Consider the following 19,143-nt stretch of genomic DNA (forward strand, 5'->3'; position numbering starts at 1 on the left):
AGTTCTTAAAATACTGATTTTTTATTTATAAATTTGATTATTGATACATACATAACGTTATTTTTATATATTACGGGGGTATACTAACTTATTCCGTAACTCCCATTACTTCTTCCGAGCGAAGTCAAGCTTCCAAATGAATCGGTTGGCTAAACTTTTTTTTTCTTACTTGCTGTTTGTGCAACTGCTGTTGTATCTAACAGGATTATCTGTTCCTTCATTTTCTAACTATGAACAAAAAAGCAATCTACCAACTACAACAGAAATTCGTGGAGTTTGGCTGACTAATGTTGCTAGTGGTGTACTGTTTGTACCTTGGGGTATCAATCGTGCTATTGACCAACTATCCGCACTGAACTTTAATACAATTTATCCTGTAGTTTGGAACCGAGGCTATACCTTTTATAAAAGCAGTACAGCTAAATCTGTTACGGGTTCTGATACTCAACCCTTGCTGAACTTCGTCCACGGAGGACAGGATGTTTTGGCAAAGATAGTTGCACTTGCTAAACCAAAAAATTTAAGTGTTATTCCCTGGTTTGAATATGGTTTTATGGCACCACCGGATTCAGTGATAGCAAAGCGACATCCTGAGTGGTTAACAAATGGTCAGGGCGGAGTGATCACTATTAGTGAAATGCTACCAGAAGAAAGTGACAACGACCCTACAAATAAGTTAGTTTGGCTCAACCCTTTACACCCAGAGGTACAGAAGTTTATCCTATCGCTAATTTCAGAAGTTGTTACTAATTATCATATCGATGGCATTCAAGTTGATGATCATTTTGGAATGCCAGTACAGTTTGGCTATGATCCATATACAACTGAACTTTATCAAAAAGAACATAAAGGTAAAAGCCCCCCTCGCAACCATTTGGATGCGGAATGGATGAAGTGGCGTGCTAACAAGATTACTCGTTTCATGACACAAGTCTCTCAAGTAGTGAAAGAGATTAAACCCAGTGTTAAGGTATCTCTTTCTCCCAATTCGCAAGCTTTCGCCTACAAGTATTATTTGCAAGATTGGGCAAATTGGATAAAGACAGGTTTAGTGGATGAATTGATTTTGCAGGTGTATCGCAATGATAAAAGTAGCTTTGTGTACGAATTAGAACAGCCTGCGGTCAAGCTTGCCCGTACTCAAATTCCCGTAGCTATTGGCATATCCACAGGAACCTTGCGAAGTCCTGTTAAGATTGAGCAAATTAGAGAACAAGTACAAGCTGTACGCGATCGCTCTTTTTTTGGTATCTCTTTCTTTTACTGGGAAAGTCTGTGGGGTTACATCACCCCAGAATCACCCCCATACCGCCGTCAAGTATTTCAAAAAATGTTTACGGCTAAAGCCGCTAGGCCGTTAGCACCAGTGAGGGAAAGCAAAAGGCAGGGTGAAGGATAAAAAGCCTCTTTCCTCATTCCTACTCCCCAATTATCCCCATGAAAACACCGTTAAAATTTATCTTGCTGTGGACTATAGCCACTTTTGGCGGGTTTTTGGGTAGTTTGTTTTGGGTGGAAGTTGGGGAACAGTCAGAGATTGGCATTGTACAAGCTGCCATTGGTGGATTAGCGATCGCCATACCTCAAAGTTTAATCCTTCGAGAAAATATTTTTATATTCAGGTGGGTTTCTTTCACCTTGGCAGCTTGGGTAATAATTACAGCTATCGGTATCGGCGCGATTGGTTGGGTTGTACCTTCTGGTGAATTTCTCCCTCTACGTCTCCTGTATGGGGCAAAAATTGGTGTTGTTGGCGGTCTGTCATTGGGAATAGCCCAATGGTTGGCAATTCGTCAGCCAATTTCATGGACTTGGCAATGGATATTAGTTAATTCTTTTAGTTGGGCGATCGCTATCCCCATAGGTACTACTATAGGGTTTATCCTCCGCCGCCTCACGCACTTGTTTTTAGGTGAAGTCGCCGGATTAGCTATCACTTGGCTCGTAGTCGCTATACTCACAGGTATTAACGCCTACAGGTTGGATAGGGGTATAGGGGTATAGGGGGATGGGGGTTTAAAACTCTCACACCCTTACACCCACTCTTAACAAAAAATATGGGTGCATAAGTCCTATTTAAGTTAAGCAATCATGACTTTATTAAGAAATATAACGTTAATTAATTTACTGTTTGAATTGCATTAAGCTTATGCAACAATCTTAATTAAATCTTAATAATAAGTTTCAGTAAAATTACACTAGCCTGCAAATGCGTTTTCACCTTCACCAAGCAGGATTTTTTAATCTTATTGCTATCTACTTTTCTAGATTTCTGGTAAGAAATAAAGATAGGGCAAAATATCACAAGCAAAGTCGAACTAAATTTCACTTTAGGCGCTAAAAAGCATTTTCTACCATGAAATTCCGAGAGAACGCGCCTACACGAGCCAGTAAAACCAGACAGGGACTCTCGCATGAATATCAACCCAGTAGATTCAGCCATCAAGTTGAAGCAACAGTCGCATCCGCATATTCTTTTTGGGACAGAGGTAGATGAACAAAACAGTGGTGAACAGTTATTACTGAGTATGTATGATTCTGTGCAGACATCTATATTTGTGGTGGATGTTCTGCAAGATGGAGATTTTCAGTATGTAGCACTCAATCCCACCCATGAAAGATGGGTAGGCATTAGGTCAGAAGATTTGCGGGGCAAAAAACCAGAAGATATTTTAACAGCAGTTGACGCGGCTAAAGTGCGTCAGCATTATGCTGACTGTGTACGCTTTGGCAAAACGATTTCCTACGAACAATGCTTGCAGTTTCAGGGAGTAAGCACTTGGTGGAGTACAACGCTTACGCCACTACGAGATACTAATTCCAAAATTTATCGATTGATTGGCACTAGTAGTAATATCACGGCGGTAAAACAAACAGCACAAGCCAGAGAAATTCAAGCAGAAGGCGCGCAGATTTTAGGCGCAATTGCCCAAAGAATTCAGGAATCTTTGGATTTAGAAACAATCCTTTATCAAACCGCCAAAGATTTACGACAGTGTTTAAAATGCGATCGCATTCTGATTTATCAAATCAAATCTGATAATAATGGTGCAATTGTTGCCGAATCAACTATATTGCCCAATGTTTCCCTCTTGGGGAAACACTTCCGAGATCCTTGCTTCACAGGTAAATACAAGGAACGTCAAGGGCGATGTTGTCTAGAAATTATTGAAGATATCTATGCAGCAGGAGTGAAACCTTGCCAAAGAGATTTCCTCGCCTCCATGCAGGTGAGGGCTAATATAGTTGTGCCAATAGCCTTAAAATCAGACTTGTGGGGGCTATTAATTGCCCAATACTGCGATGAACCACACCAATGGCAGCAAATAGAAATTGACTTACTCAAGCAACTAGCAACACAGTTGGGTATAGCCATTCAAAATACGAAACTACAACAGCAACTAAAACAACTGCAAACCAAGCTAGCAACACACAAACATGAGCAGCAAGCCCAAGTAAAGCAGTCAGACAAATTTCAAGCACTAGTTTTAGATATTACAGAGAAAACCCGTGATTACAGCGACGAAACGCAAGTTTTAGCAACAGTCACTCAAGAATTAGCCAATTTATTCCAACTAGAGTCTTGCTATATCGAACTTTATAACACCGACTGCACCGCAGTTAGTGTAGTTTGTGAATATGCAGCTAACCAACCAACATACCAGGGACTAACTAGACAAATTGCGGACTTTAGCGAAATCTATCAACCACTATTGCAAAAACAGCATTTCCAAACCATAGAAATTGTCCCAGGTTGGCATCCTCAATTATTGGTAATTACCCAACTGGCTTGTCCCATTTTCGATGCTCAAGGGATGCTGGGTAATTTGTGGCTGATTCGACCCATACAACAAATGCTCAGTCAATCAGAAATCTGCCTAGTACAAACTTTAGCAAATTTATGTGCGATCGCCATTCGCCAAGCAAAGTTAGACGCAACGAACCAAGCACGACTGAAAAAATTAGAACAGCGAGAAAGCCTGACCAACAAATTTCTCAGAAAACTTTCTCAAGAACTGCGGACACCAATAACTAGTATTAGCCTAGCAGCGCAAACTCTCGAAACTGTCCTTTCACCGACAATTACATTAGATGAAATCATCCCCCAGCTTTTACAGATTCTGCATAATGAGTGCGGTAGAGAAAGCAAGTTAATTAACGACTTATTGACACTTACCTATCTGCAAACCAAACCAGAACCACCTACACTCATTTCCATCGACTTCCAAACCTGGCTTCCCCCCATCGTAGAATCCTTTCGTGACCTCAGCAGTTGTCAGCAACAGCGATTGAACTTGATGATTGAGCCAGGGTTACCACGTTTAGAAACAGATATCACCGAACTAGAACGGATTGTCACCGAACTACTCAGTCATACCTGCAAATATACTCCGGCTGGTGAATCAATTACAGTTTCCGCCCAATTCATAGCTGACACTGTGCAACTAAGTATTAGCAATTCTGGGTTAGAAATTCCTACTCATGTGCGATCGCGCATCTTCGAGCCGTTCTATCATATTTCTAACAACGATCCTTGGAAATATAGTGGTACTGGCTTGGAAATGGCATTAGTACAGAAAATGGTCAGGCATTTAGGCGGCTCAATTTCTGTCGAGAGTGGTCATGGTCAAACCACTTTTATAATCAGATTTCCCGGCTCACTCAGCTAAATCTTGGCAGAACTACAGAATTTTGTTAATATAGTGATTGGTGTGGGTGACTAGCTCAACGGTAGAGCAGTAGACTCTTAATCTATTGGTTGCGGGTTCAAATCCCTCGTCACCCACTTATTCTATAATTATTCTCAAAAAATAAATTGGGTTTCATAGTAAGTAAGTCACCTGAATGCTTCATTATTGGCTATTTACGCCTAATATGAAATGCCATGTTCCTATACATTAATTTGTAATTTTTCATACCCACAGACTTATTCTGTAGGGTATTTTTAATTTTTTAATAGGGTGGATAGCCAAAATCATCTTCATCAGGGTAAATGTAAGAGCTAGAAACCCCAGCCATTGCCATTTTCGGAGTTTCTGTTCTGACAGGTTCCTTGCCAAAATCTTTGTAATCTTCAAATGTTTTACAAATAATTGTAGATTCGGTTGCATCAGAAGCTATCAGGTAATTAGTCAGATTACCAATTGATGGATGTTCATAATCTACAGTTGAAGCCACCAAAACCGTATTTGGTTCAATTCCTCTTTCTTCACACTCAATAATCGGGCAGAAAATACCGTGAGCATGGAACAAAGGCCCTTTCGGCGTGATTGGCTGCTTGCGATATAAAGCGTAAGCTCTTTCTATCTCCGCCACAAAACCACTAACTACTTTGCCTTGTTGAAATTCACAATAAGTTTTGCTAAAACTTGCTCCGGCTGCACCATTTAAGGTTAATTGCAGTGGTGATTCATGCAAAAACTTTTTATTTCCACCAACCAAGAAAATTAGATAACGTGTAAAGGTCTTAAATTTCAGTTTATCTGCCAAAAACGCATCATAATTTTCTTTCAACGTTCCCAATTTGATACCAGTCTCTCTGTCTTTAACAGACAAAGGCCCCCGCCGCACTATCACTATTCGGGGAGTCGCACTAATGAAAACTGTTTCGATACCGGAACTAAATTCATGTTCCACCTTTTGCCAATTTTCATCCGGCTGAAAGCCCACAGCTTGAGCATTATCCAGCTTAATCGCTAAACCGTGGTGCTGAATACCATCTGTGCCATACCGAGGATTGATCATCTGACACCAAGGGATGACTTGAGAAGGGGGTGCATTAAATTTCTCGTCCTCAAAGTCGAACTTAGCAGATGCTTTCATCGTTTTAGGCTACGGGGTGTTTTTCTAGGGAAATTCGTCGGCACAGTACCGACACTTTGATGCCAGTTAAAGAAACCAGCCCATTGTTTTTCCAGATTAAGACAGAATCAATCTATGTTGCAATCCCTGTTTTGTTTTTTAACAACAACTTCACTCCCACTTAACCGTATTTTCCCCAGCTAACACCTAATTTCCCCAAAAAACCGCGTAAACCTAATTTTTTTATCTGCACTCTTGTATCAATTGTCCTTTATCAAAAAATTGGGTCGAATAAGGGCTGTTAACAGTTAACTGTCAACCGTCAACAACCCTCACAATATACCCTGCCAGAATCTAAGTCTTATTAAGTCGGTGGTAATGACTCCGGTGGTGCTTCTGCGGGGGGAGCGAGTACCGCATCAGGGGCAATTTCTTCCACAGGAATTGGTTCCTTGTTTTCAGACTCAGGATGTGATTGGGCTGCTTCCACCAATTCAGGGGCTGGGGGGTTGGGTGGAATCACTTCTGGTATGACTTCGGTTGTGGATGCAGTCTCAATAGAGACAACTGCTGTTACTGGTTCTGTGGTTTGGGTTCCAGTAGCGCTAACAGTCTCCTCTAATGGTTTTTCGGTTTTGTCGATGATCTCAACAGATGGTTTTGCTGGAGCGGGCGCTGGGGTAGTTGTGGCTTTTTTCGTATCAGTTTTTTGTACTTTGTTTTTCAAACCACTGAATGTACCACTCACACCCTGTTGTAACTGGGCAAATTTTTCTTGAAGAGAAAACTTAGCAGCTTGTTCTTGGATGGTTGACTGTACCACCTCAGGACTTGGTACGGCGGTTTGTTGTGCGAGTGGAGTCACCTGGCGGCGTAATGAAAGAGTTTGCCAGCCAAACCAAATTAGGAGTGCCACACTAGCCACATGACCCAGTAAGAGACCTCCAGAAATTTTTGGCGCGAAAATCCACAAAACTAGGGCATAAAAAAGCCCTACCCCACTCCAAATAAAATCATTCTTACGATGGATTTCCGGAAAAAAGAAAGCTGCAATGTAGATTGCTAAACTACCAAGGCCAACCACCAAGGCTAGGACATTTGCCAGCATTTTTTGGTTACTCCTTTTACTAGGGATTGGATATTGGGGACTGGGGATTGGGAATCGGGGATTAGGGATGGAAAATATGTCTCACTTTCTTCTCTCATCCCCTAGTACCCAGCACCTAGTCCCCAATCCCTAGCCCCAATTTCGCAAATTTTACAAGTTAATTGTTGATTTGGATACAAATTAAAACTATTTATCTGTGTTACTAGTGAGCTTTTATTCTTTAAATTAACTCTTAATGTCTTCTTTAGGGGAGAAGAGAAAAACTCGGTCTACCCTTAAAGATGAAAGAACCTGCAAGAGTTAGCCAAACATAGTTTATGACACTACAAAGCTTTGGTGTGATTGGTTTAGCCGTTATGGGCGAGAATATCGCTCTAAACGTGGAGCGTAATGGCTTCCCAATTGCAGTTTATAACCGTTCCAGAGAAAAAACCGATGCTTTCATGGCACAGCGTGCTGGTGGACGCAACGTTAAAGCTGCTTTTACCCTGGAAGAGTTTGTCGCCGCACTAGAACGTCCCCGCAAGATTCTGGTGATGGTGCAAGCTGGTAAACCAGTGGATGCAGTAATTCAGCAGCTCAAACCTCTACTAGATGAAGGCGATATCATCATCGACGGTGGCAACTCTTGGTTTGAAGATACCCAAAGACGGACTCAAGAACTAGAACCAGCAGGCTTACGCTTCCTGGGGATGGGTGTCAGTGGTGGTGAAGAAGGCGCACTTAATGGCCCTTCACTGATGCCCGGTGGTACACAAAGTTCTTACGAGTATCTGTCCCCAATTTTCAACAAAATTGCTGCTCAAGTTGATGATGGCCCTTGTGTAACTTATGTTGGCCCTGGTGGTTCCGGTCACTACGTCAAAATGGTACACAACGGTATTGAGTATGGCGATATGCAGTTGATTGCAGAAGCCTACGACTTGCTGAAAAATGCTGGTGGGCTGAATGCTAAACAGCTACATGAAGTATTCACAGAATGGAATACTACCGACGAACTCAATTCTTTCTTGATTGAGATTACAGCCAACATCTTCCCCTACATCGACCCAGAGACCAAGTTACCTTTGGTGGATTTGATTGTTGATGCAGCCGGTCAAAAGGGAACTGGACGCTGGACTGTACAAACTGCTTTGGAATTGGGTGTTTCTATCCCTACCATTACAGCAGCCGTGAATGCTCGGATTATCTCTTCCATTCGAGATGAACGGATTGCTGCATCTAAGCAGTTGACAGGCCCCAGTGGCAAATATGATGGCGATACCAAAGAGTTTATCAACAAAGTCCGGGATGCACTTTACTGCTCCAAGATTTGTTCTTATGCTCAAGGGATGGCGCTGTTATCTACAGCCTCAGCCACATTTAATTGGAATTTGAATCTGAGTGAAATGGCGCGGATTTGGAAAGGTGGTTGTATTATTCGCGCTGGCTTCTTGAATAAGATTAAGAAGGCATTTAACGAAAATCCCGCATTACCCAACTTGCTACTCGCTCCTGAATTTAAACAAACAATTCTCGACAGACAAGCAGCTTGGCGGGAAGTAATCATCACTGCGGCAAAACTCGGAATCCCAGTACCCGCATTTAGCGCATCCTTGGATTATTTTGACAGCTATCGCCGCGATCGCCTACCCCAAAACCTCACCCAGGCACAACGCGACTACTTCGGCGCACACACCTACTTGCGTACCGATAAAGCTGGCGCTTTCCACACTGAATGGGTTCCTATCGCTGAAGCGAAGAAATAAGCTGGTAATTCTCTAAATTCTGAATTTAATTTATTAGTGACTCTAAATATTAGAGTCACTTTTTTATCAAGTTAAGTCCACTCGTACAGTCACTCAAGAAAACCTGGATAATACTGGATTAACCTAAGGAACATACATACACAAGCATTTTTCTATCCAAGAATTAAGGCTTTGTCCCTCTTTCTTCGCTTTGATGGCGATGATTTTATGTAATTCAGGGTTAATTCTGAGCATGAGTTTTCCTGAAAAGGGTTTTTCAGGTTCTTCGCCACGTTCTTGACAAAATTCTAAATAATCGTCTACTGAATCATGAAAAGCTTGCTTTAGCTCTTTGACGCTGTCACCCTGAAATGTAATCACATCTCGAAGGTTAATTACTTCCCCATGAAAAATTTCAGCTTCATCATCAAATTCGACAATGGCTTCATATCCTTTATATTTCATTGTCACTAAGTCCTCCCGTCTCCAAGTCCTCTTGAACCCCAGACTCTGTTAAGAAGCGCCGCATAGACTTAACAGCACCTTTATCGGTTTCTTTTTCCGGGTGTGGTCTGTGAAAAGTCGCCTTGACACCATTAAGAGCTATTCTCACCCTTGACCCCCTTCCTTCTGACACTTCCGCACCAAGGGCAATTAGCATAGACTCAATATCACTCCAAGGAATATTGGATCTAACGGGATTTTCAAAAATGTCATCCAGTGTTTTTTGATGTTTACTGTTAAGTCCCATTATATAGTATCATTTGGTGATACTATTATCCATCGTACTGGTTACATTTTGCTAGATGTTAGGCGTTATTATTCCCAAGATACTTAGCTTTTAATTCTTCTAGCTCTAAATCTATTTCACTTTTAGCCGCATTATTATTAGTTGCAGGTTGCGGCTGTATATTTTGCGGTTTTGATTTCCCCCCAGGCAAAAACTGAGTTTTCAATTCCTCTAATTCCAAATCAATTTGACTTTGGGATTTTGACACAGGTTGTGGGGAAGGTATTTGTGGAGGTTGATGACTAGATTTTGCTGGCGTGTTTACTACAGGTGAATATTGATTTAAATCTTTTAAAACTTCCTCTACATTTTGATAGCGTCTAGCGGGAACGCTTGCTGTCATTTTGTTAATAATTTTATGTAAATGATTGCTAACTGGTGGTTTTAAATATTGCTGCCAAATCCAAGTATCATTGTTGGTGTCGTAGGAATCAAAAGGCGATCGCCCAGTCAACAAATTAATACAAGTAACCCCTAAACTATAAATATCACTGGCAAATATCGCCCTACCCCGCATTTGTTCTGGAGCAACATATTCTGGGCTACCGATACTTGTACCAGTGTGATTTAAGGCTGTATTAGTGGCAGATTTAGAAGCACCAAAATCTACTACAACTAGTTTGTTATCGCTATTACGTAAGATAATATTTTCTGGTTTAATATCCCGATGAATCACCTGTCTGTTATGACAAAATTGCAGTACAGGCAATAAATCGTTTAATAATTGAATAATGTGCGTTTCCTGGAAAACACCTTTATGTGCTAGTTCCTGCGCTAAGTTTAACCCGTCAATAAATTCTTGTACCAAGTATTGGCGATCGTCTTGGGTGAAGTATGCCAAAAGTTCAGGAATCTGCGGATGCTTACCCAATTCATCTAACTGTACAGCTTCTTGAGTAAATAATTCCACCGCTTTCTGGACTGTGTTAGTACCTTGAGCTTGGGGGTAAAATTGCTTAATGACACAGCGAGGTTTGGAGGGCTTATCCTCATCCACTGCTAAGAAAGTTCTGCCAAAACCACCTTGTCCGATGGGTTTGATAGCCCGATAGCGTTCTTTTAGGTGTAGCTTAGAACCACAACTCAGGCAAAATTTCACATCATGAGGATTTTCAGGCTTGGGACAACGGGGGTTCAGACAGTAGCTCATTGGTGGGATGGCGTTCACATCGCTCTTACTGTCTTTATTTTGCCTTGTGCTAGCCCAGAGTGGTTATATTCCTTGTCTCAATACTCTGTTGAGCCGATGTCACCAGATTGTGTAATAATAAGCCGATCGCTAGAGTAATAAGTTACCGACTGTGCAATCAACGGATAATATCAACGACCTAGCAGCTGCTTTACAACAGCCTGCTGATATCACTTTTGAACTGCCCGATCCGGAAGATGAACAGATTCCAGAGTCAGACTTCCAACAGCAGTTGGATGTAGCTTGGCAGGTATGCGATCGCTTTGATTTGCAAACCGAAATCTGGCGGGGAAGAATCTTAAGAGCAATCCGCGACAGAGAAAAGAAAGGTGGTGACGGGCGCGGTACAGGCTTTCTCAATTGGCTTAAGGAACGAGAAATCAGTAAGAGTCAAGCCTACGCCTGGATTCAACTGGCAAATAGCGCTGATACCCTCCTAGAAGAGGGCAAACTGGAGCCAAGTGCAGTTAATAATTTTAGTAAACGGGCTTTTGTGGAAACCTCCAAAGCCTCCCCAGAAGTACAACAAATGGTTAGTGAAGCCGCGAGTAAAGGCGATCGCATCACTAGGCGCGAAGTCCGTCAACTCACTGACGAATGGACGGCGATGTCGTCAGATTTATTACCAGAACAAGTCAAAGTAAAAGCCGCAGAAAATTCCCTTCCTCCGCGCTACATTGCCCCTCTGGTGAAGGAAATGGAAAAACTGCCAGAATCACACCAAAAATTCATCCAGAAAGAAATAGCGGCGAATCCTGATGTGGACACTCTCAAACAAGCCACAACAGAAGCGCGACAATTAGGCAAATATCTCAAATCTGCCGCCCAAGTCCAAGCTTTAACAGAGAATGATGTAGATATTGAAACAGCCCTAGAAGAAGCCCAAAGAGTCGGCTGTTTGAGTGTAGCGGCTGATTTGGTCAATCAAGCATCGCAAATAGAACAAACCATTGCCAAATTATATATGACTTGGAAACGTATCAGTAATTTAGCAGATAGATTATATGTAGATACTGGTGCGAGTACGCCCAACTTGCGATCGCTCCTTACCTGCATAGAACCTCTAGGCGGTGAAATTATGGAAGTGCAACTCAGTGGTGCAACTGAACACACAGTCCGTTTGCAAATTCAAGAAACGAATTAGCTATTTGTTAGAGACGCGATTAATCGCGTCTGTACAGTCGTTAGTTGTTATTCCCCCCTACTCCCCAATAAAGCACAAGCTGACGAATGTAGGGTGGGGGTGTGAGGAATTACAATAGGTGCTTGCGCCACTAGTACTACATTACCGTTGCGATCTATTTGCCAGCCTTGTGCTTCTACAATTTGGGGAGAAGCGCTTAAATTAACCTGCTGTGTGTGCTGTTCAGGAATCCTATCAGCACTATCGTTTATCTGTGTCGGTAACACAGTCCAACCTACCAACACAGCATCATCAATCAGCGTATCAGTAGGGCTAGATGCAATTCCTCCTCGTCCTGTGGAAACAAACGAATTTCTTTGCAAACCTCGATGAGGACTACAACTAGCAGCAATTTGCTCAGAAGCATTAATCAGATTGCTCGGCAATTCCACTAACCCTTTATTTGGGTCAGCATCGGGCGTATTAATTTGTACAATGCCATTGAATGAAGGGCTTTGCTGAGAAAAAGCTGTAATGTCGCTGGTTGGCAATTTGTTGGGATTGAGTAGATTTGGATCTTCAGTGTTTAATAACCTTACTAAGTCTGAGCGATCGCGCTGTATAAACCCAAAAATTTTCTTGGCGTTGATGGTGATTTTACCACCAATGCCAGAGAAGGCATTAGCCGTAATATCATTATTGCCTAAGGGAGCAGCAAACACAAAGCCATTAGGAGCATTGATTGTGATATTACCACCATTTCCCGGAGCGTTGGACGTGCCTGCACTAGTGGAAATCAAACTGTTACGGCGCATCTGTAGCGAGTCTTGCACCAGCAAATTTATATCACCACCCTGACCTGACCTAGTATTAGAAGTGATTTGTCCTTGATTGTCTAGCAATATAGACTTAGCCGTTATATTTAATTTTCCCGGTGTTCCTGAGTTAACTGGATTGTTGAATGCTCCCACATTTACACTTAATTGCCCACCGTCGCGGACAATTAATTTCCCTGTAGTTATATTAACTGTTCCTGCATTTTGAGCATTTCTCGTCCCCGCAGACAAGACACTAGAAAAACGTGTTTTCACATTTCCCGCTATCTCCACTGACTCCGAAGCGTTGACTATGATATTGCCGCCCTTTCCTTCAGCTGGTATCACAGGTGAATCATTAGTCCTCAAAAATCCACTAGAGTCTGCTGTTACAACGCCTCCATTAAGGATACGTAACTTCCCAGTAGTGATTTTAATGTCACTTGCTCTGCCTTGACCTGCACTGATGCCAATTAATCCAGTAATTGTACTTGACAAAGTATCACTCTCAATAATGTCTACAGATTCGAAGGCATTGATTAGTAAATTTCCTGAGCCTCCCCGGCTGATGGTAGAAGTAGCTATCTGTGCGCCATTCTGAACAATTAGCTTTGTTGCATTAATCGTTATATCTTTACCATTGGCATTACCTGTAGTGATACTTCTCAAGCGCACACTTTCACCACTGAGTTCTACGGAGTTACCCTGTAGACGAATCTCACCGCCATTATTACCAGTAGTATCTATCTGAGAGGGTAACTGTCTACCGTTAGCCCCTTGGCGAATCCTCAATTGAATGTTGCGAAATTCTTGCACACCTTGATACCCTATTAACCAACCTTGGTTGATTGGATTAAGGATCACTAGACTATTGGGAGCAACGCTTCCTAGTTCAATTTTTCCTGATGGTACTGTTAAGTTGCCGCCTTCTAGTGTGATGTTGCCACCCACAAAGGCTAACGTATTACCATTTGGGACTTGAAGACCAACAGATCTACCACTTATATTCCGTGCTTGAGATTGATTTTTAATAGGATTTGCCGTTGCGCCAAATTGTAACCCACTAGGAATGCTAACTGTTAGCACAAATGTGTTTTGAGGATTGATGGTACTAAATTGAGTACCATCGGCAAAATTCAGACTATTTGCCGTACTTGCTAAAAAGGAAGAGCGAATATTTAATGCAGCATTAGAACCAAAAATAATTCCATTGGGATTGATCAGCAACAGGTTGGCTGTGCTATCAGATTTGATTATGCCATCAATGCTAGAAATAGAACTACCAGTTACTCGGCTAATGATGTTTTGGACACTACCGATTGTTTTAAACTCAGCCGTATAGTTTTCTGGCACAGAAAACTCCCGAAAACTATGGAACAAATTACGTCTATCAGGAGATAAGGTTCCACCTTCGATAATGATGTTGTTTTCTTGTTTTGTGACTCTGGAATTTTCAGGTAGAGTACTATCTTGTGTAATTTGGGCGATCGCAGAGTTTACAGAGAAAATTATTAAACTACTGACTGCAACCCCTAAAACTTTAACATACATCCCAAGATTACTCATACCAGCTATTACACCCCACAGAAACAATCCCGGTTGACAATTGATAGCGGCCTTGAACCAACATCAATTATGGCTTATGAGGATGTTTCTCGAATATAAATTTGTGTTGATAACGCTCTCATCACTCTGAAAAACCGTTAAATTTCCAGAGAGTTTTCACAAAATATGATAATAATAATTTATTTTTAAATAACCAATGATAATGGAGACAATAAAATTCTATTGCCTCCATTGAGATTACATAAATATGCAGCCAATTTTCATTTATCCACAAGGGCAGCGAACAAAATCTTGTTTCTCTTCTGACCAGCAAATACAATAATCACTGTTAGTTTGTGTAACAATATTAGTTGTATCTATTAGATTTGCAGTCCTTGACGTAATTTTATTTCTATCAAGGCTGAACTGAATTTTAACTGCGTCTTCTCCTGAGATATTATAATTTTTGAAAATCTCTGCTAGCTTAGAGCTTTTCAATAGCGTCAGCACTTCTTCCTGAATGAATGCTTGTAAACTCTCTAATGTTGGTGAGCTAGTAACTGATGGCTTTAATTTGGAAGAATCCATAAATCCTGAGTGTTGCTAGATAGGTAGATGTAGGACTAATTTTTTTAAACTAATAAGTTTAAGACCAGCTTTATTGAAATATTCTTATGTCTAACGGCTAAGAACTTTAAAAGCCATTAGACGAATCAGTTCGCATAAAGCAATGACAACTCTTAGCTAATTATTTATCAGTTTGGGTGAGGATGAATTATGCAATCAGTAACAAAAGTTTATAGTTTCTAGGCCATTGCTCAAGGATGTGACCGAGATGGCTATGCGATCGCACATACTACTCATACTGGATTTAGATTTCTATCAAGCCCACCAAAACCATTATCAGGCGTGCAATACCCCCACTACTTCCATTTTCAAAAATCAAGTACGAATCCTATATTTCAATTCTTTATACCCGTAGTAGCAATTCCCCGGATAAACTGACGCTGACCGATGAGAAATAGCACCATTACAGGTACAGTTGCAATAGTTACTGCCGCCATCATCAAAGGCCAATTATTGGTAAACTGCTCCTGAAACTCTGCCAATGCTAGCTGCACAGTTCTTAATTCTGGTTTTGTGGTGAAAACCAGAGGTTTAAATAAATCATTCCATTCAGCAATAAAGGTAAACAAAAACAGCGTCACCAATGCAGGACGGGCTAAAGGTAACATGACTTGCCACAAAATTTGCAATCGGTTAGCCCCGTCGATAGTTGCAGCTTCTTCCAACTCTACAGGAATTGTCTGGAAATATTGACGCAAGAGAAAAATGCCAAAGCCATTGACAGCAGTTGGTAAAATTAATGCTCCGTAGGTATTTATCAGGTGTCCCCACTTCAACACCAAAAAGATGGGAATCACTAATAATTGAAAAGGAATGATCAAAGTTGCTAAAACAATCAGAAGTAGTGTTTGCCGACCCCGGAATTTCAGCCTTGCCAAAGCGTAACCCGCTAACGCCGAAGTCACAATCTGAAATGCCGTCACTGCGATCGCTACCAAGGTAGAATTAGCGAATGCCAACAAAAACTTACCTCGTTGCCAAGCATCGCGGTAATTAGCGAATGACCAATTATTTTTGGGCAAAAGTTCTAAATTTGAACCTGGAGGTGCAAAAGAAGTGAGAAAAACCACAAACAGTGGCGATAGCACAATCAATGCCCCCAGCAGTAGTGCTGATAGACTCCAAAAATCAGCAGATTTCCAATTCCAGTTTAATTTGGTCATGAGTTAGATCGCCAAGCACTTGTTTCTTTGGTAATACAGTATCGACCTCAGCAACCGCTAATCTACAACATAGGCAATTGTTAAGTAAAATTAAACCACAATGAGCATTACCTTAAATTCATAGGGTAGATTAAAGTTTGGTATCAAATAATTCAGGTTTACAGGAGTAAACATATCATGCAGCAGGTTGCAGCCGATTTAGAAATTGATTTCAAGAGCGAAAAATATAAAGATGCCTATAGTCGCATAAATGCGATCGTGATTGAAGGGGAACAAGAAGCATACGAGAATTACATTCAACTATCCCAACTGCTGCCAGACGATAAAGAAGACCTAATTCGCCTCTCGAAAATGGAAAGCCGTCACAAAAAAGGATTTGAAGCTTGTGGACGGAACCTACAAGTATCACCAGATATGGAGTTTGCCAAAGAATTCTTTGCTGGACTACACGGTAACTTCCAAAAAGCGGCGGCTGAAGGTAAAATCGTTACCTGTCTATTGATTCAGTCCCTGATTATTGAATGTTTTGCGATCGCCGCATACAATATCTACATTCCCGTTGCTGACGATTTTGCTCGTAAAATCACTGAGGGTGTAGTCAAAGATGAATACAGCCACCTCAACTTCGGCGAAGTTTGGTTACAGAAAAATTTTGCCCAATCCAAAGCAGAATTAGAAGAAGCTAATCGTCATAATCTTCCCATAGTTTGGAAAATGCTCAATCAAGTCGCGGATGATGCCGCAGTCTTAGCTATGGAAAAAGAAGCCCTAGTCGAAGATTTTATGATTCAGTACGGCGAAGCGTTAAGTAATATTGGCTTCACAACCAGAGATATTATGCGGATGTCAGCCTACGGACTTACAGCAGCTTAAATAGTTCTGATTCCTGATTAAAGTAAGGCTGCCAGTTATTATCGATTTCAGGCTGGTGATGGGTAATAGGTAATGGGTAAAAGTTTATTCCCAATTATCAATTACCAATTACCCATGATCAAACTCATTACTCAGGACTCAGCATTCATCACACTTTGTATAGTATTTTTAAGAGTTAAGTATTATCTCTTATCCACATATCCCACGCATTCGCCAAGGCACAAGCCTAAATATATCACTCCATGTTTGGTCTAATTGGACATCTGACAAGTTTAGAACACGCTCAAGCGGTAGCTCAAGAACTGGGATACCCAGAATACGCCGACCAAGGGCTAGATTTTTGGTGTAGCGCTCCACCGCAAATAGTTGACCACATTAAAGTTACTAGTATTACTGGTGAAATAATTGAAGGGAGGTATGTAGAATCTTGCTTTTTACCGGAGATGCTAGCCAGTCGTCGGATTAAAGCCGCAACCCGCAAAGTCCTCAATGCTATGGCTCATGCTCAAAAGAATGGCATTGATATCACAGCTTTGGGTGGTTTCTCCTCCATTATTTTTGAAAACTTTAAATTGGAGCAGTTTAGCCAAGTTCGTAATGTGACACTAGAGTTTGAACGCTTCACTACAGGCAACACTCACACAGCATATATTATTTGTCGGCAGGTAGAACAAGCATCACAACAACTCGGCATTGAACTCTCCCAAGCAACAGTAGCTATATGTGGGGCTACTGGTGATATTGGTAGTGCAGTTACTCGCTGGCTGGATGCTAAAACAGACGTGAAAGAATTGCTGTTAATCGCCCGTAATCAAGAACGTCTCCAAGAGTTGCAAAGCGAGCTGGGACGCGGTAAAATCATGAGCCTTGATGAAGCACTGCCCCAAGCTGATATCGTAGTTTGGGTAGCCAGTATGCCTAAAGGTGTGGAAATTAATCCTCAAGTTTTGAAGCAACCCTGTTTGCTGATTGATGGGGGTTATCCGAAAAACTTGGGTACAAAAGTTCAGTATCCTGGTGTTTATGTACTGAACGGCGGTATCGTCGAACATTCGCTGGATATTGACTGGAAAATCATGAAAATAGTCAATATGGATGTACCTGCACGCCAATTATTTGCTTGTTTTGCGGAATCTATGCTCTTGGAATTTGAGAAGTTGTACACGAACTTTTCTTGGGGGCGCAATCAGATTACCGTAGACAAAATGGAGCAGATTGGTCAAGCATCAGTGAAACATGGGTTTAGACCACTGCTGGTTTAGGGGCTGGGGACTGGGGCCTGGGGATTAGGAAGAAAAATACACCCTAGTCACAAGATTGTACCCAAGACCCAATCCCCAATACCAATTCCTCATACCCAATACCTAATACCCAATACCTAATCCCTAACTATGGCTACAACTGAGCGCAAACCACTACTGTTGGATTTTGAAAAGCCACTAGCAGAACTGGCAAACCGGATTGATCAAATTCGGCAACTGGCAGAGGAGAATGGCGTAGATGTGTCTGGTGAGATTCGCAAGCTAGAAACACGCGCTATGCAACTGCGTGAGGAAATTTTTAGTACTCTGTCTCCATCTCAACGACTACAAGTAGCACGTCATCCCCGCCGTCCTAGTACTCTCGATTACATTCAGGCCATCAGTGATGAATGGATGGAGTTGCATGGCGATCGCTGTGGTGGTGATGATCCGGCTCTCATCGGCGGTGTGGCGCGTTTGGGTGGTAAACCTGTGGTGATTTTGGGTCATCAAAAAGGACGAGATACCAAAGATAATATTGCTCGCAATTTCGGGATGGCGACTCCAGGCGGCTATCGCAAAGCCATGCGGCTGATGGAACACGCCAACAAATTTAGTATGCCGATTTTGACATTTATCGATACCCCAGGCGCTTTACCTACGGTGGTAGCCGAACGCCAAGGCGCAGGGGAAGCGATCGCCTATAATTTGCGCGAGATGTTTTCTTTAGATGTACCAATTATCTGCACCGTTATCGGTGAAGGTGGTTCTGGTGGCGCTTTGGGTATTGGTGTAGGCGATCGCCTATTAATGTTTGAACACTCTGTCTATACTGTGGCTACCCCCGAAGCCTGTGCGGCGATTCTTTGGAAAGATGCTAGCAAGTCTCCCCAAGCCGCCGTCGCCCTGAAAATCGTCTCCCATGACCTGAAAAATTTGGGCATTATTGACCAGATATTACCTGAACCCACAGGTGGCGCTCACTCTGACCCTTTAACAGCTGCTACAACCTTAAAACAAGCCCTGTTAGATAACTTGGATGAACTAGACCGCTTAACATCACAAGAACGCCGCCAACTGCGTTATGATAAATTCCGCAAAATTGGTGTATTTACAGAAGTTGCACATTAACAAACGCGC

General features: G+C 41.8%; 16 protein-coding genes and 1 tRNA gene. 9 read left to right on the forward strand and 8 right to left on the reverse strand.

Annotation, left to right across the window (positions count from 1 at the left end):
• Nucleotides 1-136 precede the first annotated feature (136 nt).
• The 4 genes from ACN222_RS26290 to ACN222_RS26305 all read left to right on the forward strand — a co-directional run bounded on the left by ACN222_RS26290 (nt 137) and on the right by ACN222_RS26305 (nt 4,786).
• Entirely contained in the window at nt 137-1,399 is a 1,263-nt protein-coding gene (locus ACN222_RS26290; RefSeq protein ID WP_010999394.1) for a glycoside hydrolase family 10 protein, read from the forward strand.
• Between the two features lie 38 nt (nt 1,400-1,437).
• Entirely contained in the window at nt 1,438-2,004 is a 567-nt protein-coding gene (locus tag ACN222_RS26295; RefSeq protein WP_010999395.1) for a hypothetical protein, read from the forward strand.
• A gap of 410 nt (nt 2,005-2,414) precedes the next feature.
• Nucleotides 2,415-4,670: a GAF domain-containing protein gene (locus ACN222_RS26300; RefSeq protein ID WP_010999396.1), complete on the forward strand. Its 2,256-nt coding sequence runs from the start codon at nt 2,415-2,417 to the stop codon at nt 4,668-4,670.
• 44 nt (nt 4,671-4,714) lie between these two features.
• Nucleotides 4,715-4,786 (forward strand) — tRNA-Lys (locus ACN222_RS26305).
• 167 nt (nt 4,787-4,953) lie between these two features.
• Here ACN222_RS26305 and ACN222_RS26310 read toward each other — a convergent pair.
• Complete coding sequence (locus ACN222_RS26310) at nt 4,954-5,823, reverse strand: DUF5895 domain-containing protein (RefSeq protein WP_010999397.1); 870 nt, start codon at nt 5,821-5,823, stop codon at nt 4,954-4,956.
• 343 nt (nt 5,824-6,166) lie between these two features.
• Nucleotides 6,167-6,910 (reverse strand): Ycf66 family protein, encoded by a 744-nt coding sequence (locus ACN222_RS26315; protein ID WP_010999398.1) that lies wholly within the window; start codon nt 6,908-6,910, stop codon nt 6,167-6,169.
• Nucleotides 6,911-7,227: 317 nt separating this feature from the next.
• On the opposite strand from ACN222_RS26315, the gene gndA reads away from it, so the two are divergent.
• On the forward strand, nt 7,228-8,658 hold the full coding sequence (gene gndA / locus ACN222_RS26320) for an NADP-dependent phosphogluconate dehydrogenase (RefSeq protein WP_010999399.1): 1,431 nt from the start codon (nt 7,228-7,230) through the stop codon (nt 8,656-8,658).
• Nucleotides 8,659-8,781: 123 nt separating this feature from the next.
• On the opposite strand, the gene ACN222_RS26325 is transcribed toward gndA, so the two are convergent.
• From ACN222_RS26325 to ACN222_RS26335, 3 genes are read right to left on the reverse strand one after another with little or no spacing between them, the layout of a single operon-like run.
• Nucleotides 8,782-9,102, reverse strand: a complete 321-nt coding sequence (locus tag ACN222_RS26325) for a type II toxin-antitoxin system HicB family antitoxin (RefSeq protein WP_044522580.1) — start codon at nt 9,100-9,102, stop codon at nt 8,782-8,784.
• Complete coding sequence (locus ACN222_RS26330; protein ID WP_010999401.1) at nt 9,092-9,388, reverse strand: type II toxin-antitoxin system HicA family toxin; 297 nt, start codon at nt 9,386-9,388, stop codon at nt 9,092-9,094. The genes ACN222_RS26325 and ACN222_RS26330 overlap by 11 nt, the downstream gene beginning before the upstream one ends.
• A gap of 58 nt (nt 9,389-9,446) precedes the next feature.
• Nucleotides 9,447-10,577, reverse strand: coding sequence for a serine/threonine-protein kinase (locus ACN222_RS26335; RefSeq protein WP_010999402.1), 1,131 nt, complete (start codon nt 10,575-10,577; stop codon nt 9,447-9,449).
• Between the two features lie 151 nt (nt 10,578-10,728).
• Between ACN222_RS26335 and ACN222_RS26340 the strand changes: the two genes are divergently transcribed.
• On the forward strand, nt 10,729-11,760 hold the full coding sequence (locus ACN222_RS26340; RefSeq protein ID WP_010999403.1) for a hypothetical protein: 1,032 nt from the start codon (nt 10,729-10,731) through the stop codon (nt 11,758-11,760).
• Nucleotides 11,761-11,807: 47 nt separating this feature from the next.
• Here the strand turns inward: ACN222_RS26340 and ACN222_RS26345 are convergent, their stop codons facing one another.
• From ACN222_RS26345 to ACN222_RS26355, 3 genes are all read right to left on the reverse strand, one after another.
• A complete protein-coding gene (locus ACN222_RS26345; protein ID WP_010999404.1) occupies nt 11,808-14,120 on the reverse strand; it encodes a filamentous hemagglutinin N-terminal domain-containing protein in 2,313 nt (770 codons plus the stop codon).
• A 264-nt stretch (nt 14,121-14,384) separates the two neighbouring features.
• Nucleotides 14,385-14,687 carry a hypothetical protein gene (locus ACN222_RS26350; RefSeq protein WP_010999405.1) on the reverse strand — a complete coding sequence of 101 codons (303 nt, stop codon included), beginning with the start codon at nt 14,685-14,687 and terminating at the stop codon, nt 14,385-14,387.
• A 374-nt stretch (nt 14,688-15,061) separates the two neighbouring features.
• On the reverse strand, nt 15,062-15,889 hold the full coding sequence (locus ACN222_RS26355) for a carbohydrate ABC transporter permease (protein WP_010999406.1): 828 nt from the start codon (nt 15,887-15,889) through the stop codon (nt 15,062-15,064).
• A 177-nt stretch (nt 15,890-16,066) separates the two neighbouring features.
• Here ACN222_RS26355 and ACN222_RS26360 point away from each other — a divergent pair, with 177 nt between their 5' ends.
• From ACN222_RS26360 to ACN222_RS26370, 3 genes are all read left to right on the forward strand, one after another.
• Complete coding sequence (locus tag ACN222_RS26360; protein WP_010999407.1) at nt 16,067-16,762, forward strand: aldehyde oxygenase (deformylating); 696 nt, start codon at nt 16,067-16,069, stop codon at nt 16,760-16,762.
• A gap of 242 nt (nt 16,763-17,004) precedes the next feature.
• On the forward strand, nt 17,005-18,024 hold the full coding sequence (locus ACN222_RS26365; protein ID WP_010999408.1) for a long-chain acyl-[acyl-carrier-protein] reductase: 1,020 nt from the start codon (nt 17,005-17,007) through the stop codon (nt 18,022-18,024).
• Nucleotides 18,025-18,153: 129 nt separating this feature from the next.
• Nucleotides 18,154-19,134 carry an acetyl-CoA carboxylase carboxyltransferase subunit alpha gene (locus ACN222_RS26370; protein WP_010999409.1) on the forward strand — a complete coding sequence of 327 codons (981 nt, stop codon included), beginning with the start codon at nt 18,154-18,156 and terminating at the stop codon, nt 19,132-19,134.
• Nucleotides 19,135-19,143 lie beyond the last annotated feature (9 nt).

The sequence above is a fragment of the Anabaena sp. FACHB-595 genome, assembly GCF_048568275.1.
Lineage (GTDB): Bacteria > Cyanobacteriota > Cyanobacteriia > Cyanobacteriales > Nostocaceae > Trichormus.